Annotated in this window: 23 protein-coding genes; 11 read left to right on the forward strand and 12 right to left on the reverse strand. The window is 66.2% G+C overall.

Features of this window, described 5'->3' with window-relative positions; all coding sequences use genetic code 11:
- Window positions 1-236: 236 nt before the first annotated feature.
- Complete coding sequence (locus tag BLU18_RS07670) at window positions 237-527, reverse strand: DUF8124 family protein (protein WP_092633675.1); 291 nt, start codon at window positions 525-527, stop codon at window positions 237-239.
- A 109-nt stretch (window positions 528-636) separates the two neighbouring features.
- Between BLU18_RS07670 and BLU18_RS07675 the strand changes: the two genes are divergently transcribed.
- Window positions 637-1,827 (forward strand): redox-regulated ATPase YchF, encoded by a 1,191-nt coding sequence (locus tag BLU18_RS07675; protein WP_092633677.1) that lies wholly within the window; start codon window positions 637-639, stop codon window positions 1,825-1,827.
- On the opposite strand, the gene BLU18_RS07680 is transcribed toward BLU18_RS07675, so the two are convergent.
- The gene (locus tag BLU18_RS07680; RefSeq protein WP_092633679.1) at window positions 1,824-2,330 is read right to left on the reverse strand and encodes a CinA family protein; all 507 of its coding nucleotides are present in this window, start codon (window positions 2,328-2,330) and stop codon (window positions 1,824-1,826) included. The two genes, BLU18_RS07675 and BLU18_RS07680, sit on opposite strands and share 4 nt — an antisense overlap.
- A gap of 89 nt (window positions 2,331-2,419) precedes the next feature.
- Here BLU18_RS07680 and BLU18_RS07685 point away from each other — a divergent pair, with 89 nt between their 5' ends.
- Entirely contained in the window at window positions 2,420-3,319 is a 900-nt protein-coding gene (locus BLU18_RS07685; protein ID WP_092633681.1) for an NAD(P)-dependent oxidoreductase, read from the forward strand.
- A gap of 33 nt (window positions 3,320-3,352) precedes the next feature.
- Here BLU18_RS07685 and BLU18_RS07690 read toward each other — a convergent pair whose 3' ends face one another.
- On the reverse strand, window positions 3,353-3,784 hold the full coding sequence (locus BLU18_RS07690; protein WP_092633683.1) for a VOC family protein: 432 nt from the start codon (window positions 3,782-3,784) through the stop codon (window positions 3,353-3,355).
- An 83-nt stretch (window positions 3,785-3,867) separates the two neighbouring features.
- On the opposite strand from BLU18_RS07690, the gene BLU18_RS07695 reads away from it, so the two are divergent.
- Window positions 3,868-5,556 (forward strand): aldehyde ferredoxin oxidoreductase family protein, encoded by a 1,689-nt coding sequence (locus tag BLU18_RS07695; protein WP_092633685.1) that lies wholly within the window; start codon window positions 3,868-3,870, stop codon window positions 5,554-5,556.
- Between the two features lie 7 nt (window positions 5,557-5,563).
- Here BLU18_RS07695 and BLU18_RS07700 read toward each other — a convergent pair whose 3' ends face one another.
- A complete protein-coding gene (locus tag BLU18_RS07700) occupies window positions 5,564-5,905 on the reverse strand; it encodes a cupin domain-containing protein (protein ID WP_092633688.1) in 342 nt (113 codons plus the stop codon).
- Window positions 5,906-5,987: 82 nt separating this feature from the next.
- Here BLU18_RS07700 and BLU18_RS07705 point away from each other — a divergent pair, with 82 nt between their 5' ends.
- The 4 genes from BLU18_RS07705 (at window position 5,988) to BLU18_RS07720 (ending at window position 9,988) form a co-directional block, all read left to right on the forward strand.
- Window positions 5,988-6,890, forward strand: coding sequence for an ABC transporter substrate-binding protein (locus BLU18_RS07705; RefSeq protein ID WP_092633690.1), 903 nt, complete (start codon window positions 5,988-5,990; stop codon window positions 6,888-6,890).
- Between the two features lie 3 nt (window positions 6,891-6,893).
- The gene (locus BLU18_RS07710) at window positions 6,894-7,895 is read left to right on the forward strand and encodes an ABC transporter substrate-binding protein (protein ID WP_218124077.1); all 1,002 of its coding nucleotides are present in this window, start codon (window positions 6,894-6,896) and stop codon (window positions 7,893-7,895) included.
- Between the two features lie 135 nt (window positions 7,896-8,030).
- Complete coding sequence (locus BLU18_RS07715; RefSeq protein WP_092634539.1) at window positions 8,031-9,023, forward strand: ABC transporter substrate-binding protein; 993 nt, start codon at window positions 8,031-8,033, stop codon at window positions 9,021-9,023.
- Complete coding sequence (locus BLU18_RS07720) at window positions 9,020-9,988, forward strand: ABC transporter substrate-binding protein (protein WP_092633692.1); 969 nt, start codon at window positions 9,020-9,022, stop codon at window positions 9,986-9,988. Before BLU18_RS07715 ends, BLU18_RS07720 begins: the two co-directional genes overlap by 4 nt.
- On the opposite strand, the gene BLU18_RS07725 is transcribed toward BLU18_RS07720, so the two are convergent.
- Entirely contained in the window at window positions 9,985-10,578 is a 594-nt protein-coding gene (locus BLU18_RS07725) for a hypothetical protein (RefSeq protein ID WP_218124078.1), read from the reverse strand. The genes BLU18_RS07720 and BLU18_RS07725 overlap by 4 nt on opposite strands.
- Before the next feature lie 142 nt (window positions 10,579-10,720).
- On the opposite strand from BLU18_RS07725, the gene fdhF reads away from it, so the two are divergent.
- Window positions 10,721-12,850: a formate dehydrogenase subunit alpha gene (gene fdhF, locus BLU18_RS07730; protein WP_092633694.1), complete on the forward strand. Its 2,130-nt coding sequence runs from the start codon at window positions 10,721-10,723 to the stop codon at window positions 12,848-12,850.
- On the opposite strand, the gene BLU18_RS07735 is transcribed toward fdhF, so the two are convergent.
- The 5 genes from BLU18_RS07735 to BLU18_RS07755 form a co-directional block, all read right to left on the reverse strand.
- On the reverse strand, window positions 12,847-13,605 hold the full coding sequence (locus BLU18_RS07735; protein WP_092633696.1) for a DUF8054 domain-containing protein: 759 nt from the start codon (window positions 13,603-13,605) through the stop codon (window positions 12,847-12,849). The two genes, fdhF and BLU18_RS07735, sit on opposite strands and share 4 nt — an antisense overlap.
- Window positions 13,606-13,659: 54 nt before the next feature.
- Complete coding sequence (locus tag BLU18_RS07740) at window positions 13,660-14,280, reverse strand: PGF-CTERM sorting domain-containing protein (protein ID WP_092633698.1); 621 nt, start codon at window positions 14,278-14,280, stop codon at window positions 13,660-13,662.
- 118 nt (window positions 14,281-14,398) lie between these two features.
- Complete coding sequence (locus BLU18_RS07745; protein WP_092633700.1) at window positions 14,399-16,126, reverse strand: pyrroloquinoline quinone-dependent dehydrogenase; 1,728 nt, start codon at window positions 16,124-16,126, stop codon at window positions 14,399-14,401.
- Window positions 16,127-16,129: 3 nt separating this feature from the next.
- Window positions 16,130-17,062, reverse strand: a complete 933-nt coding sequence (locus tag BLU18_RS07750; protein ID WP_092633702.1) for a hypothetical protein — start codon at window positions 17,060-17,062, stop codon at window positions 16,130-16,132.
- Between the two features lie 140 nt (window positions 17,063-17,202).
- Window positions 17,203-17,724 carry a plastocyanin/azurin family copper-binding protein gene (locus BLU18_RS07755; RefSeq protein ID WP_218124079.1) on the reverse strand — a complete coding sequence of 174 codons (522 nt, stop codon included), beginning with the start codon at window positions 17,722-17,724 and terminating at the stop codon, window positions 17,203-17,205.
- Between the two features lie 143 nt (window positions 17,725-17,867).
- Between BLU18_RS07755 and BLU18_RS07760 the strand changes: the two genes are divergently transcribed.
- From BLU18_RS07760 to BLU18_RS07770, 3 genes are read left to right on the forward strand one after another with little or no spacing between them, the layout of a single operon-like run.
- A complete protein-coding gene (locus BLU18_RS07760; protein WP_092633705.1) occupies window positions 17,868-19,130 on the forward strand; it encodes an ABC transporter substrate-binding protein in 1,263 nt (420 codons plus the stop codon).
- Window positions 19,127-19,879, forward strand: coding sequence for an ABC transporter ATP-binding protein (locus BLU18_RS07765; RefSeq protein ID WP_092633707.1), 753 nt, complete (start codon window positions 19,127-19,129; stop codon window positions 19,877-19,879). Before BLU18_RS07760 ends, BLU18_RS07765 begins: the two co-directional genes overlap by 4 nt.
- On the forward strand, window positions 19,876-20,625 hold the full coding sequence (locus tag BLU18_RS07770) for an ABC transporter permease (RefSeq protein WP_092633709.1): 750 nt from the start codon (window positions 19,876-19,878) through the stop codon (window positions 20,623-20,625). Before BLU18_RS07765 ends, BLU18_RS07770 begins: the two co-directional genes overlap by 4 nt.
- Here the strand turns inward: BLU18_RS07770 and BLU18_RS07775 are convergent, their stop codons facing one another.
- Window positions 20,626-21,426, reverse strand: a complete 801-nt coding sequence (locus tag BLU18_RS07775; protein WP_092633711.1) for an ABC transporter permease — start codon at window positions 21,424-21,426, stop codon at window positions 20,626-20,628. It abuts the gene before it with no gap.
- Window positions 21,426-22,496, reverse strand: coding sequence for an ABC transporter substrate-binding protein (locus tag BLU18_RS07780; protein ID WP_092633713.1), 1,071 nt, complete (start codon window positions 22,494-22,496; stop codon window positions 21,426-21,428). The genes BLU18_RS07775 and BLU18_RS07780 overlap by 1 nt, the downstream gene beginning before the upstream one ends.
- Window positions 22,497-22,508: the final 12 nt, after the last annotated feature.

Raw genomic sequence — 22,508 nt, forward strand, 5'->3', positions numbered from 1 at the left:
TCGGACGACTCTGACGACTCGGACGACTCTGATGACTCCGACAGTTCGAGCGACGACAGCGACGACTCGGACAGTTCGGACGATGACGACGGCGGCAACAGCGCCGGCGGCAACGGCAACGCTGGCGGGAACGGTGGCGGCAACGGCAACGGTAACGGCCGCTAACTGAACCGGATTCTCTTTTCGCGGTGCTGGCGGTTTTGACGTGTATTTCGGCCCGCCGAGTGGCAACGCCGTTACGATTCCGGTGCGCTGAGCGTGTGGTCGACGACGGTGCCGTCGGGGCGGAGCGTCACCGTCCCGAGGTCGACGCGTTCGCCGGGGTCGGCAACCTCGGTGGCGGTGCGGAGCGTCGGGTCGCGGTCGAGGTGGCTCCAGACGGCCTCTTCGACCAGTCGCTGGAAGGCGTCGCGGTCACGCCAGTCCGCGTCGAGCGCTGAGGGTACGTGGACGAGGAATCGAGCGGCGTCGTCGTCGACGCCGATGCTCACGCCGAAGGTGTCGGCTGGCGCGTCGTCGTCGGTCATGGGCGGAGTCGGCACGCGAGGCGCATAAGCGAGGCGATTGCGAGTGGGTAACACAGACATACCGCGGCGGGATAGCGTCGTTTTTGCCCGCCGACAGCGGACGGGTAGTATGAGCTACTCCATCGGTCTGGTCGGCAAGCCCTCCGTGGGCAAGTCGACGTTCTTCAACGCGGCGACGATGAACGACGTTCCCGAGGGGGCGTATCCGTTCACGACCATCGACCCGAGCGTCGGCGAGGCGTACGTTCGCGTCGAGTGTGCGGCCCCGGAGTTCGACGAGACGTGTACGCCGAGCGTCGGCTACTGCGACGACGGGACCCGCTTCGTCCCCGCGAAACTCGTCGACGTGGCCGGGTTGATTCCGGGCGCTCACGAGGGGAAGGGCCTCGGCAACCAGTTCTTGAGCGACCTCAACGAGGCGGACGTGTTGGTCCACGTCGTCGACTTCTCGGGCAAGACCGACAGCAAGGGCGAACAGACCGAGGGTCACGACCCGCGCGACGACATCGACTTCCTCGAAGACGAACTCGACCAGTGGTATCTCGGCGTGCTGGAGAAGGGTATCGAGCGCTTCGAGACGAAGTACCACGGTGCGGACGCGAGCATTGAGTCCGACCTCGCCGAGCAGATGAGCGCCTTCCGGACGAACGAAGACGAGATCAAGCAGATCATCCTCGCGGAGGGACTCGACCTCGACCCCGAGACGTGGGACGAGGCCGACCGCGAGTCGCTCGCCCGCGAGATTCGCAAGCGAACGAAGCCGATGGTCATCGCCGCGAACAAGATAGACGACCCGGCGGCCAAGGAGAACTTCGAGGCCGTGACCGACGACCCCGACTACGACCACCTGACGTTCGTGCCGACGAGCGCGCACGCGGAGAAGGCCCTGAAGACGGCCGAAGAGGCGGGCCAAATCGAGTACACGCCCGGAGCCGACGACTTCGACATTGTCGCCGACGTGAGCGCCGAACAGGAGGCGGGTCTCGACCAGATTCGGTCGCTCCTCGACGACTTCGGCGGGACGGGCGTGCAGGCGTCGCTGGAGGCGGCGCTGTTCGACGCCCTCGACCTCATCGCGGTGTTCCCGGGGAGCGACGACGGGTCGACCTCGGAGAAGGGCTCGTTCCGCGATTGTTTCCTCTTGCCCGCGGGGTCGACGACGCAGGACTTTGCGAACCACATCCACACGGACCTTGGCGACGGGTTGCTCCACGGCATCGACTGCCGGTCCTCGCGCCAGATTGGCGGCGGCCACGAACTCGAGGACCGCGACGTCATTGAACTCGTGACGACGACTTAGTCCATCACGTCGTCGAGGGTGCGAAGCGCCCACCGGGCGCTCTCGGATTTGACCGTCGAGCGGTCGCCGTCGAAGACGCGGCGCTCCGCGCGGGCGAAGGAGTCGCCGCTCCCCCACGGGGCGGCGTAGGCGACGCCGACGAAGACGAGGCCGACTGGTTTCTCCTCGGTGCCGCCGCTTGGCCCGGCGATGCCCGTAGTGGCGACGCCCCACGTCGTCTCGGCGTCGTCGCGGACGCCGCGCGCCATCTCGCGGGCGACGGGCGCGGAGACGGCGCCGTGGTCGTCGAGCGATTCGCGACTGACACGGAGCGCGTCGAGTTTGGCGTCGTTCGAGTAGGTCACGATGCTCCGGTCGAAGTAGTCGCTGGACCCGGGCACGTCGGTGAGGAGGGAGCCGACGAGGCCGCCGGTGAGCGATTCGGCGACGGCGACTGTCTCGTCGCGTTCGCGGAGTCGGTCGCCGATTCGGCGCTCGATTCCGTCCTCGGTATCGGTGGACATGGAGCGGCGTTGTGGCGCCGCCCCCATCAAGGGTCCCCACGGTCTCTCCTTCCGTCCCATTTATGTCGGGTCGGTGGCGTGAAATGGGTATGGCAGACGAAACAATCGCTTTCGTCGGACTCGGAATTATGGGTGGACCGATGGCGAAGAACCTGCTGGATGCGGGCTACACCGTCGTCGGCCACAACCGCTCGCAGGGACCGGTCGACGAACACGTCGAAGCGGGTGGCGAGGCGGCCGAGACGCCGAAAGAGGCCGCCGAGCGGGCCGACGTGACCATCATGTGTCTGCCCGACCACGACGTGGTCGCCGAGGTAATGCGCAAGGACGACGGCGTCCTCGCCGGCCTGAGCGAGGGCGACGTGGTCATCGACAACTCCACCATCTCGCCCATGGTCACCGAGGAACTGGCCGAGGAGGTCCGAGAGCGCGGCGCCCACATGCTCGACGCCCCCATCAGCGGCGGCGAAGAGGGTGCCATTGAGGCGGAGCTCTCGATTATGGTCGGTGGCGACGAGGACGTGCTGGAACGCTGTCGCCCGATTCTCGACGTGATGGGCGAGACCGTCACCCACTGTGGCGACAACGGGGCCGGGCAGGTCACGAAGGCCTGTAACCAAATCGTCGTCGCGGGGACGATGCAGGCCGTTAGCGAGGCCCTCGTCTTCGCGTATCAGGCCGACGCCGACCTTGAGGCTGTCGTCGACGCCATCAGCGGCGGTGCCGCGGGCTGTTGGGCGCTCGACAACCGCGCGCCGAGCATGATTCAAGGCGACTTCGACCCCGGCTTCTTCGCCGACTACCAATACAAGGACCTGCGCATCGCGACCGACGCGGGCGAGGCCTACCAGTCGCCGATGCCCCAGACCGAACTCGTCCACGAGATGTACAAGTCGATGGTCGCCACCGGCCGTGGCAAGGACGACAACTCCGGCGTGATGCAGGTCATCGAGGACATGGCGGGTGTCGAAGCGCGCGTTGAGGACTGAGACTCGTCGACTGCAGACGAATCGGTCGACGCCTCACTCCACGTCGTCGTGGTCCATGAGGCGTCGCTCGCGGTCCGCCGGTGCGGGGTCGTAGGTCACGATTTCGAGGAGATTGCCGGAGGGATCGAGGAAGTAGAAGCCCTCGAACTCGCCCCAGTCGTAGGGGCCCTGTTTCGGGAACTGGCCCTCTAACTCGTCCATCAGCGACTGGTAGGTGTCGCGGTCGGTCTCGAACGCGATGTGGGCCTTGTCGAGTGGGTGAGCGGGGTCCTTCTCGTTCCACTTCTCGGCGCGGCCCGTCTCCATGAGGGTGACGACGGTGCCGGCGCCCGTCTCGAACATGACGTGTGCGCCCTTGAAGTCCTCCGGCGGGCGGAGGAGGTCCAGGTCGAGGACGTCTTCGTAGAACTCGTGTGCTTCGTGGAGGTCGTCCACGTCGATGTTGATGTGGTCGACGGCGTCCATGCCACTACTGGCGAGTGCCGACCGATATAGGTTTTCCCTACCCTGCGACGAATCTATGTGTCTTCCCCTCGTTCCTCGGAGCGATGCGACACGCACAGGGTCCCCTGCTCTCCATCGACGTCGGCGCGCGCGAATCGCGGGTCGAATCTATCGACGCGGCGCGCAAGGCGTTCGTCGGCGGACGTGGCCTCGGGACGCGACTGGCCTACGAGCGGATTCCGTTCGACGCCGACCCGTTCGGCGCCGAGAACCGCCTCGTGTTCACAGCGGGACCGCTCCAGACGGCGACGACGAGTTTCGCTGGCCGCCTCTCGTGTACGGGTCTTTCCCCACTGACCGACGGGTTGCTGTCCTCGAACGCCGGGGGCTTCCTCTCCGATAACTTCGTCGCGACGGGCTATTCGGCGGTCGAAATCGCGGGCGCGAGCGACGACCCCCTCGCTGTCCACGTCCGTGACGACGGCGTCACGTTCGAGTCCGTCCCCGAACTGGCCGGGGAGCCGGTTTCCGCGGTGTCGTCGTGGGTCCGCGAGCGACACGGCCTCGACGAGAGCCACGTCGCCTGCGTCGGCCCGGCGGGCGAGAATCGCGTTCGCTTCGCGGCCATCATGACCAGCGACCACCGGGCGTTCGCGCGCGGCGGCCTCGGCGCGGTACTCGGTTCGAAGGGGGTGAAGGTGCTGACCTTCGACGGCGACGCGACGCCCGGCCCGGACCTGGACGCCGCGGCGAGCGAGGTTGCGCGCGCGGTCCACCGCGACGCCGCCGAGAGCGACCACGTCATGAAATCGCAGGGGACCCCAAGTCTCACGGCGTTCGCGAACGAGGCGGACGCCCTCCCCACGCGCTATTTCTCCGAGCAGTCGTTCGAGGGGGCCGACGCCCTGAGCGGCGACGCTGTCGCCGAGAAAAAGCAGGGTCGGGGGACGTGCTCGCGGTGTGCCTTCGCCTGCAAACTCCCGACTGCCGACGAGGCGACGGGTATCGAGACGGAGGGTCCGGAGTTCGAGACGCTGATGGCCTTCGGCAGCAACGCGGGTGTCGACGACCTGCCCGCGGTGATGGAGGCAAACGACCGGTGTGACGAACTCGGTCTCGACACCATCTCGTGTGGCGACGTGGTGTCGGCGTATCTCGCCGCGGAGGACGCCTTCGGCGACGCCGACCTGGTCCACGACCTCATCGAGCGCATCGCCCACCGCGAGGGGGTCGGTGACCTGTTGGCGGAGGGTATCGCTCGCTGTCACGACGACCTCGGCGTCCCGGACTGGACGATGAAGGGGATGGAGTTCGCCGCCCACGACGGGCGCGCACTCGCGGGGCAGGCACTCGCCTTCGCCACCTCGAACCGCGGCGCCGACCACCTCTACGGCGGGATGTACGTCTACGAGTATCCGCTCGTCGACCGCGAGGACGCCCTCCCGGCCGATACGCTCGACGGCAAGGCGGCGGCGCTGGTCGACTCGGAGAACCACAACGCGGCGCTGGATTCGGCCATCGCCTGCCGGTTCTCGCGCGGGACGCTGACCGACGAGCGACTGCAGACGCTCTTGGACGCCAGTCCGGACGAGTTGGACGCACTCGGCGCTCGCATCGTCGACTTGGAGCGTGGCTTCAACAACCGCCGCGGGCGGGACCGCCGCGACGACGAAGCGCTCCCCTACGGCGTCGACGGGTTGGACGCGGCGCTGGACGCGTACTACGAACGGCGTGGGTGGCGAGCCGACGGGACGGTCTCAGAAGAGCGGTGTGGTCGACTCGTCGGTGGCTGAATCGGAATTAGGACTGTTTCCAGTCCGGGTCGGAGCGGGGCGGTGAGAGGACGCCGATACCGACTGCGGGTACGTCGCCGCGGTTCTCGGCACCGTGTAGTTCGCCGGCGGTAAACAGATACGAATCGCCCGGTTCGAGCGTTATCTCTTCGTCGTCTGTGATTGCCGTGAGCGTCCCCTGAATCATGTAGCCGATTTGCTCGTTATCGTGCCGATGGACGGGAAGGGTCGACCCGGGTTCGACTCGCCAGTGTTTCATCGAAGCGCGCTCGCCGGCCGCGAGGTCGGCGAGATACACGCCCGACGCGACTTCCTCGCTCTCTGCCCGCTCGTCGTTGATCCGCCTCATACAATCTGTCCCCACGTCCCCGATACCGAGGGTAATTAATAAAGGTTCCTGAGGAACTTTTATAATCAACCAGTCGTACCCAATGTGTATGTCTGGCACAGAGACGATCAGGGTGTTCCACCTGCCCTTCTCGTTCATGCTGCCCCAGCGTGTCGCTGCCGAACGTGGCTACTTCGCCGACGAAGGTCTGGACGTCGAGTTGATAGAGCGCGACCGGACCTGCGTGACGAACAAGTACATCCCCGCAGAGGAGACGCTTACCGATGACAACGACGTTGACCTCTACCCAATCTGCAAGTGGGAGAGTCTCAAGCGGACGTGGGAGTTCGACGACGGCCGCATCGTCGCCAAGGGGACCTTCGCCGACCAGCCCTACGCGGTGTTCGTTCGCCCCGACTCGGACATCGAAGAGCCGGCTGACCTCGCGAACGAACCCGTCGGCGTCAACCTGCGGACGGGACAGGAGTACACCGCGATTCGCGCTCTCGAAGAGCACATGGACCCCGACGAGGTGTCCATCGAGGGTCACGGGATGCCGACCGACCGACTGCAGGCGCTCCGCGACGGCGACGTCGAGGCCGTGACCCTGCTCGACCCGCACATCACCCTCGCCGAGCATCTCGGCTTCGAGAAGGTACTGGAGTTCGAGAACCACATGGGCGTCGTCGGCGCGGAAGCGCTCGAAGGCGAGACGCTCGACGCGTTCATGCGCGCGTATCGCCGCGCCGTCGAGACGATCAACGCCGACCCCGACGCCTACCGCGACCAGTATCTCGACATGCTCTGGAAAGACGAGACGGTCGCGCCCGACCTCTTCGAGGACATCGACACCGACGCCGTCCGCGAGGACATCGACGTGCCGGAGTACGAGGTGCCGGAACTCGCGGATCGCGAGGACCTCGACTACCACCTCGACTGGATGAAACAGCGCCAGTTGATCGACGACGACGCCGACATCGACGCCATCGTCTCGCCACTCCGCTGACCCGTGGACCGGGACCACATCGAGGTTCAGCAGGCCGCCTTCGACGAGTATCACGACGACCCGGGCGACCGGCCGGTGATGCGCGCCCGCTTCGAGCACAACGGCAGCCCTCGCTACCTGCTCTACACGATCAAGCGGTTCGGCCTCGACCACGACCACGGTTTCCACCTCGACGTCGAACTCGTCTCCGACGAGCTCGAGAGTGGGATGGAGACCATCAGGGACCGCCTCCACGAGGGCGACACCGACCTCGTCGACACCGACTACCTCTCGGTCGCGCGGGAACGCGCCGACGGGGCAGCAATCGTCGCCGTCCACCCCTACGGACGGACCGTCGGCGGTCTGGTCGCTCACGAGGACGGTGACATCGACGGCTTGGCGGACCTCTCGGGGAAGCGCATCGGGGTGACGCGCCGCCTCGACAAGAACTGGATACTGACGCGGGCGGCCTGCCGGGAGTTTCACGACTTCGACCCCGACGAGACGGCGACGCTCGTCGAGGCCGACTCTCGGGCGGACCTCACTCGACTGATTCGCGAGGGGGAGGTCGACGCCGGCTTCCAGTTCTGGCCGCTCGTGCCGGAGCTGACCCGCACCGGTCCCTTCGAGGAAGTGCTCTCGGTGTCGACGCTGGTCCAGCGACTCTCGGGGGCCGAGGAGAAGGTGCCAATCGCCACCTTCCTCACCGGGGAGTCGTATCTCGACGCGCATCCCGACGCAGTCAGCGGGTTCGCGGCGGCGGCGCGGGAGGCGACCGACCGCCTCCGGGCCGACGACGACCTCTGGACGGATATCGGCGACCACCTGATGCAGACCGACGACCCCGTCGTCGTCCGCGCGGTGCGTGACGGGTGGCGAGACATGGCCGTCCGCGACTGGGACTCGGAGCGCATCGACGCGATGCGTCGCCTGTTCGACCATCTGAAAACCGTCGCCGGCGCGGACGCCCTCGGCATCGAGGAGATTCCGGACGGGACGCTCCGTCCCGCCGCCACCGAATTATAAACCTTTCCGAGGAACTTTTATCAGGATTCGGTCGTACCCTGCGGGTATGTCGACCGTAACACGTTGTTGGGCGAGATTCGTCGCCCGCGCCGAATCGGAGTCGCCACGACGACCGTCCTACGCAGTCTCGCACCGATGAGTCAGGACCACGTCGACGTTCAGCAGGCGGCACTCGACGAGCACCACGAGGACCCGGGCGACTTGCCGGAGATGCGCGCCCGCTTCGAGCACAACGGCAGTCCGCGCTACCTGCTCTACACCATCAAGCGATTCGGCTTCGACCGTGACCACGGCTTCCACCTCGACGTCGAACTCGTCTCCGACGCGCTCGAAGACGGTATCGAGACGGTGGAGGAGCTGCTTCAGGAGGGCCACGCCGACCTCATCGACATCGACTACATCTCCATCGCCCGCGAGCGTGCGGGCGGGGCCGATATCGTCGCCTTCCACCCCTACGGGCGGACGGTCGGCGGCCTCGTCGCGCCCGAAGATAGCGACATCGACGGGCTAGAGGACCTCTCGGGCAAGCGCATCGGCGTCGTCCGCCGTCTCGACAAGAACTGGATTCTGACGCGGGCGGCCTGCCGGGAGTTTCACGACTTCGACCCCGACGAGACGGCGACGCCCGTCGAAGCCGGCTCGAAAGTCGAACTCACGCGGATGATTCGCGAGGGCGACGTCGACGCCGGCTTCCAGTTCTGGCAAATCATCCCCGAGATAACCGAGACGGGGCCCTACGAGAATGTCCTCCCCGTCTCGGAGTTGGTCCAGCGACTCTCGAAGACGGACAACAAACTCCCCATCGCCCCGTTCCTCACGAGCGGCGAGTATCTCGACGAGCAGACCGAGACGGTCCGGGCCTTCACCGACGCCTACCGCGACGCCGTCGACAAACTCGTCGAAGACGACGAAATCTGGGAGGAGATAAGCGAGGAGTTGATGTCCTATGACGACCCCGAGGTGATGCGCGCGGTGCGTGACGGGTGGCGCGACATGGTCGTCCGCGACTGGGACGAGGACAGCATCGACGGGATGTATCGCCTGTTCGACCATCTGAAAGCCGTCGCCGGTGCCGACGCACTCGGCGTCGAGGAGATTCCTGAAGGAACCTTCGAGGTGGACCCATGACCGACACCGTCACCTTCCAACTGAACTGGGAACCGAACGGCTTCCAAGCACCCTACTTCCTCGCGCGCCGCGAGGGCTTCTACGACGACGAGGGCCTCGACGTGGAGTTCGTCGAGGGTCACGGCTCTCCCTTCGCCGCCGAACAGACCGCCAAGGGGCGGAGCGACCTCGGCCTCTCTGGGGGGAGCGCCGTCCTCTCGGTCCGCAGTCAGGGCCTCGAACCGCTTGCCGTCGCCGCGATGAGTCAGAAGACGCCGGCGACTATCTACAGCCTTCGCGACGTCTTCGGTGAGGCCTTCACCGACCCCGAACAGCTTCGGGGCCGCACCGTCGCGCCGTCGGCGACCAAGACCCGCATCCTCACGCTCCAGTTGCTCGAAGAGCGGGGGATTCGCGACGAGGTCGAGGTGAAAGACGTACAGAAACACACCCACCACCGCGTCGAACACCAGTTGCTCGACGGCGACGTGGACGCCGCGGTGGGCGTCGTCACCAACGGGAAGGAACTCGAACGGGAACACGACCGGACGGCGGACGAACTCCTCATCGGGGACTACCTCGACGTCTACGGGATGACCGTCGTCACCAACCCCGACTTCGCGGCGTCGAATCCCGAGACGATTCGGTCGTTCCTGCGTGCGACCGCCCGCGGGTGGGAACTGGCGACGAACGACCCGGACCGCGCCGTCGACGCACTCATCGACCGCAACGCCCAGCTCGAACACAACCGCGAGGTCGAGCGAATGAAGTTCCTCGCGTCCGCCGAGGACCTCCAGTTCACGGAGTTCGTCCGCGAGGCGGGGTGGGGTCACTTCGATTCCCGTCGCTGGGAGAACCTCGGCGAGATGCTGGCGGAGACAGACCTCTTAGAGTCGCCGGTTGACCCCAACGAGGCGTGGACGAACGAGTACGTCGACGACTCCGACCCGGTCATCGCGAACTACGCCGAGCGAATCGGTCGCTAGGCGCCCAGTCGCCACAGCGCCCGGTACACCGTCCACACGTCGTGGTCGGTCCGGGTCGCAACGGCCTGTACTGCGTCGAGATAATTCTCGTAGTCGTCGCTCGTCACGTCGTCGGGGTACGCGCTGTCGAGTTCGCCCGCCTCGTTCAGCGCGGTCCACTCGCGTTCGCCGATAGCGACACACTCCTCGGGATGGGTGTACGCGAGAAACGCGGAGGCGATGGGCACGTCGACGCCGGTCAGGGCGGTCAGAGCGTCGATTCGTTCGTCGAGCGCCGTCGCGTCGGCGGCGTCCTGAATCGCGGCGACCATCGTCTCGTAGTCGTTGTCGAGGAATCGCTCCTCGGCGGCGCGTCGTTCGGCGTCGTCGACGCTGCCCCGGCGGTAGTACCACTGGACGACCCACTCGGCGTCGCGTCGGCCGATATCGCCGGTGGCGAACGCCGGCGGGAGCGTCTGGACGTGTTCTCGTTCGACGAGGTCGAACGGTTCGTTGTCTTCGTACGCGTCGGCCAGTTCGGCAACTCGGTCGGCGGTGAGGTCGGTCGCGGGCGAACCCCCACCGTCCGTTCGCGGCCTGTAACCCGTCATACGTACGCATTCGGGCGCCGATGCGTGAACGTTTCCTTGTGGGGTCAGTCACCGCAATCTCCGATGTAAGCCCTCGACGATGGGGTTTCGCACGGTACTCGATGACAACATTGATGGTTTACCATGTCGATTCTCACGTACGATGTCATCCGAATCCAGCGACGAATCGGACGGGCCAGTCAAGACTATCTGTCCGTACTGTGGGGTGGGGTGCGGTATCCAGATAACGAAGGACGACGAGGGCGAAGTCTCCTTCCGACCGTGGGGTGACGCCCCAGTCAACGAAGGGAGTATCTGTATCAAGGGCGGCGCGGCGACCCAGTCGGTCAATCACGAGGACCGGCTGACTGAGCCGCTCATCCGCGACGACGACGGCGAACTGCAGGAAGTCTCCTGGGACGAGGCGTACGAGTACGTCGTCGACAACATGGAACGCATCCGCGAGGAGCACAGCGCCCAGGGGATGGGCTTCTATGGCTGTTCGAAGGCCATGAACGAGGACAACTACCTCATCCAGAAGCTCGCCCGGCGCTACGGCACCAACAGCATCGACACCTGTACCCGGATGTGTCACTCCTCGACGGTGTACGCGCTCAAAAACAGCCTCGGCGAGGGCGCGATGACCAACAGCATGGAGGACCTCGAAGAGTCCGCGGACGTCTTCTGGATTCAGGGCGCTAACCCCGGCGAACAGCACCCCATCGCCAACAGCCAGTACTTCCGACAGGCCGTCCTCGAGGGTGCGACGGTCATTCAGGTCGACCCCCACGCCAACAAGACGACGCGGTCGTTCGAAATCGACGAGACCGACCGTCACATGCATCTCCAGCTCGAGCCGGGCACGGACATCCCGCTGCTCAACATCGTCCTCAAGACGATTCTGGAGAACGACTGGATCGACGAGGAGTTCATCGCCGAGCGCACCGAGGGCTTCGAGCACCTGAAAGAGACGCTCGAAGACTTCGACAAGGAGGAGGCCGCCGAGGAGTGTGGCGTCCCGCTCGAAGACATCGAACTCGCCGCCGAGAAGTACGCGATGGCGAACAACGCCGCTATCTTCACTGGCATGGGGATGAGCCAGCACACCTGCGGCGTCGACAACGTCCAGAACGAAATCAACCTCGCGCTCATCACGGGCAACCTTGGCCGTCCCGGCACGGGCGTCAACCCGCTCCGCGGGCAGAACAACGTGCAGGGCGCGTCCGACGTGGGCGCGATGCCGAACGTCCTCCCCGGCTACCGCGACGTGTCCGACCCCGAGGTTCGCGCAGACGTCGAGGAGGTCTGGGACTTCGAGATTCCGGAGACGCCCGGCCTGACGAACGTCGAAGTCTCTCACGAAATCGGCGACACCATCCACGGGCTCTACATCATGGGCGAGAACCCGGTGATGAGCGAACCCGACACCAACCAGGTCGAGAAGCGACTCGAAGAACTCGACTTCATGGTGGTGCAGGACATCTACGAGACGGAGACGGCCGAGTACGCCGACGTGATTCTGCCCGCAACGTCGTGGGCAGAGCGCGACGGCACCGTCGTCAACACCGACCGCCGCACCCAGCGGATGCGCGGCGTCGGCAAGGTCCACCCGAACACGAAACACGACCAGGAAATCCTGTGTGACATCGGCAACCGTCTGTTCGGCGACGGCACCTTCGACTTCGACGGTCCCGAAGAAGTGTTCGAGGAACTCCGACAGGTCGCGCCCATCTTCCACGGCATGACCTACGACCGCCTCGGCGAGGAGGGTGTCCACTGGCCCTGCTACGAGCCCGGCGACGAGGGTGACGACTACCTCTACGGCGACGGCTTCACGACCGAGAGCGGTCTCGGGCAGATAGAGGGCGTCAAACACCAGCCGCCCAAGGAGACGCCCGACGAGGATTACCCGCTCATCCTCACCACGGGTCGTATCATCGAACACTACAACACGGGCACGATGAGTCGGCGCTCCGCGACGCTCAACCGCGTCGAACCGGAGAACTTCGTCGACATCCATCCCAACGACGCCGAGACGTACGGCGTTGAGGACGGCGAGTACATCACGCTCAAATCTCGACGCGGCGAAATCGAGGTCGAGGCCCGCGTCACCGAGGATATCAAGGAAGGCACGGTGTGGACGACGCCGCACTTCCCCGAATCCGGTGGCAACCGCCTCACGAACGACGTGCTCGACGAGCGCGCGAAGATTCCGGAGTTCAAGGCCGCTGCGGCAGAAATCGAGGTCACGGTAGACACCGACGCCAACGCCGACGCGCCGGCTGACGACTAACCCAAGTCCTCGATCAACCGCACGTCACACTCGCTGCACGTCGCCATCAACACCCGCTCGGATTCGGTACAACACGTTTCGACGGTCTCTGTTTTGTCGCGAACGAGGTCACCATCACACAGCGGACAGTACCCCAGTAGCTTCCGCAGGTCCCGAAGCGTCGCCACCCGTTCGTCCGGGCCGAGCGACGCCCATGTCTCACCGCCACGCTCGTCGAGGATGGCCGCCGCCGCGGCATCGGCGAGCAGCGCCGACTCCGAGAGCCACTGTCTGAGGCCCCCGTCGACGACGTAGGCCACGTCGCCGGGGACGCTCGACGCCTCGTCGACGCCGAGCAGCGTCGCCACGTCGGCGTCCTCGACGCCTCGCTCTCGCATCGTCTCGATGCGGTCGTCCCACGCCGCCGCGAACGACCCGACGAGGCGCCCGCCCTCCGGCGTCGCGCGCACGGCCACACCCTCGACGGGCGTGAGCGTCTCGCGGAGTTCGAGCTCTTTGCCGAACAGTTCCAGGAGCCACGGCGGGAAATACCGCATCGTGAGTTCCGGCGTGCCCGGAACCAGGTAGCCACGGAAGTAGATGGCGCTGAGCGCGCCTGTGAAGACGAGGAGCCCACCGACAGGTCCGAGGCCAACTGTCACCACGCCGGCGGCAATGAGCGCGAGACAGACGTTCACGACCGTACACGGTAGACACCGGTTCTCGCCCGTATACTCCGGGCGACGCAGTCGGTCACCGACTGATTGGAGACGCATCGCTCCGCAGTTAGGAGTACACCTCGAAAAAAGCTGTGAGCGTTAGTCGACGACTTACTCGTCGCTGTCGCGCTTCAGGGCGCCGTAGGTCGCCGCACCGAGCGCGGTCACTGCTGCGCCGACGCCGAAGCCGGGGCCGCCCCCCGAGGTTTCGCCGCCTTCGCCGCCTTCGCCGCCTTCGCCGCCTTCGCCACCGCTCTCGGTGGGCGTCGCGGTGCCCATGTCGCCACCTTCGGTGGCCGTCGCGGTGCTCATGTCGCCGCCGGAGACGTTGAAGTCGCCGCCTTCGCCCATGTGCTCTTCACAGTGATACTGGGAGAGGTTCGCGGCGGCGTTGAACGTCGCCGTGCGACTGACGCCCGTCTGGAAGACGTACTCGCCACGGCGCAGGACGCCGTCCTCAGTCGCGATGACGAGGTTGTGGCGGGCCGTGCCGGCCTGCGTACTCTCGGGAATGAAACTCGTCGTCCATTCGATGGTATACCGGCTACCAGCTTCGACTTCCAGCGTCGGGTTGGTCGTCCCCTCGATGCTGGAGGGTGCTCGACCAACGAACCCGTCTTCCGTAAGTTCGAGTTCGAAGGTCTGTGCTTGTGCGGATGCCGATCCCGCGGCGCCGGCCAGTCCGGTCGTCGCTGCCGCAGCACCGATCAGGAATTGTCTTCGCGTCGCCATACTCGTTCCGTGTATCCCACATTAAATAAAATTAGGGGTACTCGGTTAGACAACACACCTCATATTAGGTGTACACACCGCTATTCGTCGATGCGAAAAAACGGAGAAATCGCGTGTGTTACTCGCTGAGACCGAAGACGGCGACGGTGGAGCCACGGCGACCGCCGTGGAGCCAACCGGACCCGCCGACCTGGACTGCGACGTACTGCTTGCCCTCGCCGGGGTCGTACCAGCTGGAGAGCGACGAGCAGATCGGTGCACCGAGCTGGAACTGCCAGAGGCGGTCACCCGTCTCGCCGTCGTAGGCGATCAGGTTCCCGTTCTGGGTGCCAGCGAAGGTGAGACCGCTCGCGGTCGTGATGGACCCGCCCCAGAGGTAGTCGCTGGTCTCGTCGGCCGAGATCCAGTCACGCCACTCGACGTCGCCCGAGACCGGGTCGACGGCGATGATGGCACTGAGGTTGCCGTTCCAGTTGGACGGCTCGCTGACGTCGGGCCAGTCGTTGAGGCCGCCGCCCCAGTAGGTCTGGCCGGCCTCGTACTGCGCCTCTTCCCAGAAGATTTCGTGCGGCGCGTTGTTCTGGTTGACGTAGACCAGGCCCGTCTCGGGGTTGTACGACGGGGGCTGCCAGTCGTTGCCACCGTGCGCACCGGGGACGAAGGAGACCCGACGGTCCTCGTCGACGTGCGGGACCATCTTCCACATGTTGATGTGTTGGGTCGTCTCGCCCGAGCGCTCGAGCAGCTGACCGTTGCTGGCGTCCATCGTGTAGACCCAGGCCGTCTTGCCGGGGCTGATGACGACGTCGCTCGTCTCGCCGTCACCCATGTCCATGTCGTTGACACGGATCTTGGGCGCCGAGGAGTCGTAGTCCCACACGTCGTGGGGGGACTCGCCGTAGTGCCACTGGATGGAGCCGTCTTCGGCGTCCAGGGTCAGCGTCCCGATGGTGTAGCGGTTCGGACCCGGACGGACGGTGCCGTCGAAGTCCGGACCGGGGTTCCCGACCGGCGCGTGGATCATGCCGCTCTCGGGGTCGAGCGTCGGCGTCATCCACACGGTACCGGCACCGTGTTCGTGAGAGTCGCCGGCCCACTCTTCGGACGGCGTGGTGTTCGTTCGCCAGATCTCTTCCCCGTTCGAGGGGTCGAGGGCTGCGACGAACCCGCTGACACCGTACTCGCCACCGGCGGAGCCGGTGATGACCTTGCCCTCGTGGACGATCGGTGCCCACGTAGCGGAGTAGCCGACTTCGTGGTCACCGGTCGAGGTGTACCACTCTTCTTCCCCGGTGTAGCGGTTGAGCGCCACGATACCGGAGTCGAGGGTGGTCATGTAGACCTTGTCGCCGTGAACAGCGAAGCCACGGTTGTTCGCGTCACAGCAGAGAAGCAGCCCCTGCGGGTTCGCGTACGTGTAACTCCAGAGGGTCTCACCAGTTCGGGCGTTGATAGCCTTCGCGTGGTTCGGCCCGTTCGTCTGGTACATGACCGGCGGATCGCCGGGCACGACGACCGGAACACCCTCCATACTGGAGGCGACGCCACTCTGGACCAGATATTCGAGTTCGAGGTCTTCGACGTTGTCCGGCGTGATGACGTCTGCGCTGGTGTGGCGCTGCTGCTGATAGTTACCGCCGTACATCAGCCAGCTGGTTTCGTCCTCGACTGCCGAGGCCTCACGCATCTCCTGCGTGACGTCTTTCTGCGGGATCTGGTCGATGTCGAACTGCTGCGTGATCGACTCCTCGGGGAGGTTGGTCAGCGTATAGCCGTCCTCGACCTCCACCATCTCGATGTTCTGTGCCGCTTCTACCGCTGCGTCGTGTTGGTGAATGCTAGCCATGCGTTACGCACCTCCCGTGCGTGGGGCGCGCATTTCGTCCGTGATGCGCATCACGTCATTCGTCAGGTCTTCCTGTCCGACGATCATCATCGCTGCGCCGGCAGACAGCGCAGCCGTCAGCTGCGCGTCGTTGAGTTCCTGAGAACCCGCGAGATCTTCGGCCGCGTTCGCGAGCAGGTGCAGGCCGGCGTACATCTGCTTGAGGTCGCCGTAGTTGTTGTCGAGGATCGTGTCCGTCATGAGTACCTCGTTCTGCCAGAGGTACGTGTCGAGGTAGTCCGTCCACAGCAGGACACCGGCCGACGCTCGCTGGTGGAGCGGGGCGATGTTTGCTGGGTCGAACCCTTCGACGCCGGCCGGGATGTTCTTCGTCGGCACCCACATGGCCAGGCGCTCCTTGTTGTTGACGACGTTGACGACCGTCGACGTCAGCTCTTCCTCGCTGTACCCGAGTTCGTTCAGCGCGGACGCGAGTGCGCCCGTGTTGATGAACTCGCGTGCCGTCGCACCGATGTGCTCGGGCGTGAACTCCGGCAGGTGCTCTTCCACGCTCTCGAAGAAGCCGACTTCCGTGAGATGCTCGTGGATAGCCCAGCCGGGCTCGGCGAGCTGTTGATACTCTGTGCTCTCCTCGGCCGGAACGCCCATCGCCCGCAGCTCGGGCAGACGCTCGATCTGGCCTTCGAGGGAGGCGAGCTCGCTACCGAGCAGACCTGCGTCGAGCGTGCCGACGAGGTCGCTGCGAATGGATTCGCCCATAGCGGCGAGTTCCCCCGCCGTTTCCCCTTCTATTTCGCCCCTGAGGTCGCTCAGGGTGAACTCGCTGCCTGCTGCCACTGCGCCGGTGAGCCCGACGACCTTGAGGAACTGTCGACGATCCTCTTGGCCGATCTGGGGCATTCCGTTTACATATTGCGACATGCCATACCACTCCATACGAACCGTAGTAATTGTCTATATTTAACTTTGTGATATATTTCACAATTGAGGCGCTTAATTAAACTTAGTTGTATAAGGATGTATCCAGACAACTAGCGTACAGGGGAGAACGGAGGCGTCTGAACGCCGTTTGCGAGTTATCGGACCGTGATACTAGCGACCATGCCCGACGACGCGTGCGGGACACAGACGTAGGTGTACTCGCCCGTTGTCTCGAAGGTGTGGCGATACGTCGAGCCAGCCTGATTGAGTGAGAGGTGGTTGATTTTGCTCCCAGAGATGTCGTAGCTCGCCCAGGGGTCGGCACCCTCGGGCAGTTCGACGTCCGAGTGTGCGTCGGGATGACCCGAGACGTTGTGACCGCCGGAGTCGAAGACGAATTCGACCGTGTCGCCCTGCGAGACTCGGAGGCTCGACGGCTCGAACTGGAGGCTGCCACCCGGACCGACCGTAACCGTCGCGTCCGCCTCTTCGGCCGGCGTCGACGTCGCCGTCGCCGTCGGCTCCGACGTTTCCGTGGCCGTTGCCGTCGCCGTCGCTTCGCCGCCGTTGTCACCGTTGCCGCCGCTACAACCCGCGAGACCAGCCAGAACAGCGCTACTCAGCGTGGCTGCAAACTTTCGCCGCGACAGGAACTTCTTCGACTGTTTTGAGACCATCGAGTCGAACCTTTGGTTTCGATATAATAAATGTGGTGAATTTGCGTCAGGCACTCCCACACACGCCCACTCGTGTACGTTTCAGAACAACATCTCCCCGAGGCGCACGCAGTTTATATATCCCCTGGCGTCAACGTACGGACGTGCGAGTTCGAGAGTTCCCCATCCTCGGTGACGAGGACGAGCCGATGATCGAGGCGTTCGCTACCGGCCTCGACCGCGAAGCGGCGCGCGTCCTCGCCTACCTGGTGGGCCGCGAGGAGTCCGAGCGATTCTCCGGCGAAGCGGCCTCTCGGTTGGCCGTCCGCGTCGGCGTAGACCTCGGCCGCGGTCGCGTCTCGGACGTGCTGGGAACCCTCACGGACCTGGAGCTGGTCACGGAGACGACCGTCGACAGCGAAGCCCCTGGCCGCCCCCCGAAGGGGTGGCGCGCCGACGCCGGCCGCGCCGACACCATCGCCCGCGTCCGCGCCGCCCACGCCGACGCTCTCCTCGAACAGGCGGCCACCGTCGCCTCGACGCTCGGCGACGACGTCGACACGACCCGCGAGACGACTGGAGCCGACGACGCGTCCGTCTCGGTCGGCCTGAACTGGGACCCGAACGGCCTCCACGCCCCCCTGTTCGCGGGGACGTACGACGCCGACGTGACGTTCACGGGCTGTCGGGGGTCACGGGCCGCGCTCTCTGCCGTCGCCGACGGCGACGTGGACGTCGGGCTGACGGGCGCTGCCACACTTCTACGCGCGCACGCGGATGGACACGATATCGTACCGCTCGCGCTATACTACCAGCGTGCGATGGTCGTCCTCTACACGACCCGGTCGGCCTTCGACGGCCCACTCCGAAGCGTCGAGGACGTCCGCGGCCGCCGTGTCGCCATGCCCGCGGGGTCTGAAACCGGCGCCCTCGGCCGTCTCTTCCTCGCTCAGGCCGGCGTCGTCGACGACGTGACCACCGTCCGGGCCGACGGCGAGGAACGCGCCGCGTTGCTCGACGGCGACGCCGACGTGGCGACCGGCGTCTTCACCGACCCCCTCGAACTGGAGGGGATGGGTCACGACGTGGACTCGGTGTTGCTGGCCGACCACTTTCCCGTCCCCGGGCCGGCCTTCGTCGTCCGCCGCGAGACGCTTCGGGACCGTCCCGACGCACTCCGGGGCTTCCTCGAAGGCGCGATGGACGGCTGGGCGACGGCACGGACCGACCCCGCCGCCGCCACACAGGCCGTCGCCGAAGCATGTGGGTCGCCGCTCGACGACGAGCGCCGCAAACTCGAACAGGCGCTCGACAGGTTCGCCGGCGGCGACGCCGTCGAGAAGAACGGTTGGGGGTGGCACTCCGCCGACACCTGGGAGCGTCTCCGCGTCGCCCTCGAACAGGCCGAAGCAATCGGTCGAACATGATTCACGTCGAGAACCTCTCGGTCACGTACGGTGACCTCCGCGCGCTCGACGACGTCTCGGTCGATATCGACGATGGCGAGTTCGTCACCGTCGTCGGTCCCTCCGGCTGTGGGAAGACCACCCTCCTCCGGACCATCGGGGGGCTGGAGACGCCGACGACCGGGTCGGTCAGCGTCGACGGCGACCCGCCGGCCGTCGCCCAGTCCGACGCCCGCCTCGGCTTCGTCTTCCAAGACCACACCCTCCTGCCCTGGAAGACGGCCGTCGAGAACGTGACTTTCCTCCGCCGGATGGCTGGCAAGGACCCGGACCCCGACGGCGCGCGCGACCTGTTGGCGACGACGGGTCTCGACGGCTTCGAGGACACTCGGCCCGCCGAACTCTCCGGCGGCATGAAACAGCGTGTCGCCATCGCCCGCGCCATCCACCTCGGTGCCGACGTGTTGCTCATGGACGAACCGTTCGGCGAACTCGACGAAATCACGCGCGACGAGATGGGCGTCGAAATCCTTCGCCTGTGGCGCGAGAACCGCAAGACCGTCGTGTTCGTCACCCACAGCGTCCCCGAGGCCGTCTTCCTCGGCGACCGCTGTCTCGTCGTCTCCGGCGCCTCGGCTGGCGGTGCGGGGCGAATCGTCGGCGAGTTCGACATCGACCTGCCGCGCCCCCGCGACGAGTCCGTCTTCGGAAGCGAGGCGTTCGGCACGCAGGTCACCCGCGTCCGGAGCGCGCTCCACGACGACGCATGACCGTCGCTCGACGCGCACCCAGCGTCGTCCTCCCACTCGCTGCCCTCGTCGTCGCCGTCGGCGTCTGGTGGGCGCTCACCGTCGCCCTCGCCATCCCCCCATTCCTCCTCCCCTCGCCGGCCGCCGTCGTCGCCCGCCTCGCCGGCAATCCCGACCTGTACCTGACGAACGCCGTCGCGACGCTCCGGAAGGTGCTCGTCGGCGGCGCGGCCGGTATCACCGCCGGCTTCACGCTCGCGCTCGTCGTCTGGGCGGTTCCGGTCCTCGAACGGGCCGTCTACCCCTACCTCGTCGCCCTGCGCGTCCTGCCGAAAATCGCCGTCGCGCCCATTTTCCTCATCTACTTCGGCGTCGGCTTCGACACCGCCGTCGTCTTCGTCGCGCTCATCGTCTTCTTCCCCATCGTCGTCGGCACCGCGGCGGGACTGGACCGGACGCCCGACTCACACCTTGACCTGCTTCAGTCGGTCGATGCCGGTGCGGTGCAGACGTTCCTCGCCGTGCGGCTACCCCACGCGCTCCCCGACGTCTTCGCAGGCGTGAAACAGTCCGTCACGCTCGCCGTCGTCGGCGCCGTCGTCGCCGAGTGGATTCTCGCGAACGACGGCCTCGGCTCGCTGATTCTCGCCGCGTCCGAGAACGTGCAGGTGGACGTGATGCTCGCCGCGCTGACCGTCCTCCTCGCCATCGGTCTCTGTCTCTACGGCGGCGTCGCGCTGTGTTACCGGCGCGTCGCGTGGCAGTAGTTACCAGTCAAGTCGGCGCTCCACCGCCGCCGGAAGCAGGTAGAACGCGAGGCCGAGGAGCGTGAGTACGCCGAGTGCGGCGAAGGTCTGACTCGTCTGGAGATACTCCGCGGTGTGAAACAAGTGATAGCCGATGCCCGCCTGCAGGGTGAGAAACTCCGCGACGACGGTGCCGACGACGGCCAGCGCCGCCGCGAGTTTCACGCCCGCGAACACGCTCGGTGCGGCGGCGGGGACGTGAATCCACAGGAAGGTCTGCACCGCACTGGCGTCGACCGATTCCGCGAGGTCCGTGTACTCCTCGGGAACCGCTCGGAGGCCGTCGACCGACGCGATGGCGACGGGGAAGACGGTCATCGTCGCGACGAGCGACGCCCGTGCGAGGATGCCGTCGCCAATCCAGAGGAAGACGAGCGGCGCGATGGCGATGAGCGGCGCGATGCGAAGTGCGATGAGATACGGGTGGACGACCGCTGCCACGGTCCGTGAGCCGACCATGGCGAACGCGAGCGAGAGGCCGACGACGATACCCGCCGCTAGCCCGAGCGCCGCCGTCGTCGCCGTCGTCGCCGCTGCGGCCAGCAGCGTCGCGTACGTGTCCATCCCCGCCGCGAGCACGTCGCCCGGTCCGGGGAGGACGACCGGCGGCACGCCCGTCGCGCGCACGAACCACGCCCACGCGACGACGACGGCGACGGCGACGACAGTCGGCGGCCAGAGTCGGCGAAGCGCCGCGCTCACGGCCCGACCGCTGGTCCCGGGCAGCGTCACCGCCGAGAGTCGCCGGTCGCTCGTGGCCATCAGACGGCGTCGCTGTACGAACCGATATACTGGTAGTCGGTATCGAGATACTCGTTCGTCCAGACGGTCGACGGGTCCACCTCGCCGCCGAGGGCGTCGGCGCTCGCGAGGGCGTCGTGGGTGACCTGCCACGGTTCGCTCCGACTCCACCCCCAGCCGTGTTCGGCGACGGCGTCGCCGGTCATGAACTCCGTAGCCATCCGCTCCCACTTCGCTCGCTGCTGATCCCGTGACTCCTCGAGGACGCCGTTGGCCTCGACGAGGAGGTCGGTCGCCTCGCCGGGGCGTTGCTGTGCCCACGCCGCCCCGCGGGCGGTGCCGCGGAGGAAGGCCCGCACCGCCGCTTCGTTCTCACTCGCCCACGACTGCTCGACGGCAAGGACGTGCCCGTAGGAGGGGACGCTGTCGCCGACGCGGATGCTGTCGACGGTGTAGCCCTGCGCCTCTGCGCTGATGGCGTCGCCGAAGACGCCGCCCGCGGCATCGATTTCACCCGAGAGGAGCTGTTGGACGGTGTCGTACCCCGTATCCACCAGTTCCACGTCCTCGCGGACGCCCGCCTCTTCGAGGAGTAGCGTCGTCAGCGTCCGGACCATCCCCGGCCCGGTGCCCACCGTCTTCCCCGCCAGCTGGTCGGCGCTCGTCAACTCCCCGCCGAAGGTGTCCCGCGTCGAGAACACCACCATCGGGCTCTTCTGCATCACGACGCCCACCGACTGCGGCGAGAGGTTGCGGCTGTTGACGTTCAGCACTTGGTCACCGCTCGTCACCGCGAAGTCGACGTTCCCGAGGCCGGCCTGCTTGGCCGAGAAGGTCGACCCCTCGCCCGTCTGGATGGACGAGAGCGTCAGCCCCTCTTCCTCGTAGAACCCGTTCGCCTTTGCCGCGAAGTAGGGCACGTGAAGCCCGCTCGGCTTCCAGTTGAGAAGGAGTGAAGAGTCGCCCGGAACCGCGGTGCCCGTCGTCGTCCCGGTGTCCGCCCCGCCCGTGCCGCCGAGACAGCCGGCCAGCCCGCTCGCGCCCACGCCGGCAGCGGCGAGAAACGCGCGTCGCGTCGCTGTTCGTCTCATACGCGGCTATCA

Source organism: Haloplanus vescus (assembly GCF_900107665.1).
GTDB classification, from domain to species: domain Archaea; phylum Halobacteriota; class Halobacteria; order Halobacteriales; family Haloferacaceae; genus Haloplanus; species Haloplanus vescus.

Bases quoted from the DNA above. Each gene is read 5' to 3' on its own strand.
- BLU18_RS07720 (WP_092633692.1), top strand. From the start codon at position 9,020: ATGACCGACACCGTCACCTTCCAACTGAACTGGGAACCGAACGGCTTC.
- BLU18_RS07680 (WP_092633679.1), bottom strand. From the start codon at position 2,330: ATGTCCACCGATACCGAGGACGGAATCGAGCGCCGAATCGGCGACCGA.
- BLU18_RS07725 (WP_218124078.1), bottom strand. From the start codon at position 10,578: ATGACGGGTTACAGGCCGCGAACGGACGGTGGGGGTTCGCCCGCGACC.
- BLU18_RS07675 (WP_092633677.1), top strand. From the start codon at position 637: ATGAGCTACTCCATCGGTCTGGTCGGCAAGCCCTCCGTGGGCAAGTCG.
- fdhF (WP_092633694.1), top strand. From the start codon at position 10,721: ATGTCATCCGAATCCAGCGACGAATCGGACGGGCCAGTCAAGACTATC.
- BLU18_RS07775 (WP_092633711.1), bottom strand. From the start codon at position 21,426: ATGGCCACGAGCGACCGGCGACTCTCGGCGGTGACGCTGCCCGGGACC.
- BLU18_RS07735 (WP_092633696.1), bottom strand. From the start codon at position 13,605: ATGCGTCTCCAATCAGTCGGTGACCGACTGCGTCGCCCGGAGTATACG.
- BLU18_RS07690 (WP_092633683.1), bottom strand. From the start codon at position 3,784: ATGGACGCCGTCGACCACATCAACATCGACGTGGACGACCTCCACGAA.
- BLU18_RS07715 (WP_092634539.1), top strand. From the start codon at position 8,031: ATGAGTCAGGACCACGTCGACGTTCAGCAGGCGGCACTCGACGAGCAC.
- BLU18_RS07740 (WP_092633698.1), bottom strand. From the start codon at position 14,280: ATGGCGACGCGAAGACAATTCCTGATCGGTGCTGCGGCAGCGACGACC.
- BLU18_RS07755 (WP_218124079.1), bottom strand. From the start codon at position 17,724: ATGGTCTCAAAACAGTCGAAGAAGTTCCTGTCGCGGCGAAAGTTTGCA.
- BLU18_RS07770 (WP_092633709.1), top strand. From the start codon at position 19,876: ATGACCGTCGCTCGACGCGCACCCAGCGTCGTCCTCCCACTCGCTGCC.
- BLU18_RS07750 (WP_092633702.1), bottom strand. From the start codon at position 17,062: ATGGAGTGGTATGGCATGTCGCAATATGTAAACGGAATGCCCCAGATC.
- BLU18_RS07695 (WP_092633685.1), top strand. From the start codon at position 3,868: ATGCGACACGCACAGGGTCCCCTGCTCTCCATCGACGTCGGCGCGCGC.
- BLU18_RS07670 (WP_092633675.1), bottom strand. From the start codon at position 527: ATGACCGACGACGACGCGCCAGCCGACACCTTCGGCGTGAGCATCGGC.
- BLU18_RS07765 (WP_092633707.1), top strand. From the start codon at position 19,127: ATGATTCACGTCGAGAACCTCTCGGTCACGTACGGTGACCTCCGCGCG.
- BLU18_RS07705 (WP_092633690.1), top strand. From the start codon at position 5,988: ATGTGTATGTCTGGCACAGAGACGATCAGGGTGTTCCACCTGCCCTTC.
- BLU18_RS07685 (WP_092633681.1), top strand. From the start codon at position 2,420: ATGGCAGACGAAACAATCGCTTTCGTCGGACTCGGAATTATGGGTGGA.
- BLU18_RS07745 (WP_092633700.1), bottom strand. From the start codon at position 16,126: ATGGCTAGCATTCACCAACACGACGCAGCGGTAGAAGCGGCACAGAAC.
- BLU18_RS07780 (WP_092633713.1), bottom strand. From the start codon at position 22,496: ATGAGACGAACAGCGACGCGACGCGCGTTTCTCGCCGCTGCCGGCGTG.
- BLU18_RS07700 (WP_092633688.1), bottom strand. From the start codon at position 5,905: ATGAGGCGGATCAACGACGAGCGGGCAGAGAGCGAGGAAGTCGCGTCG.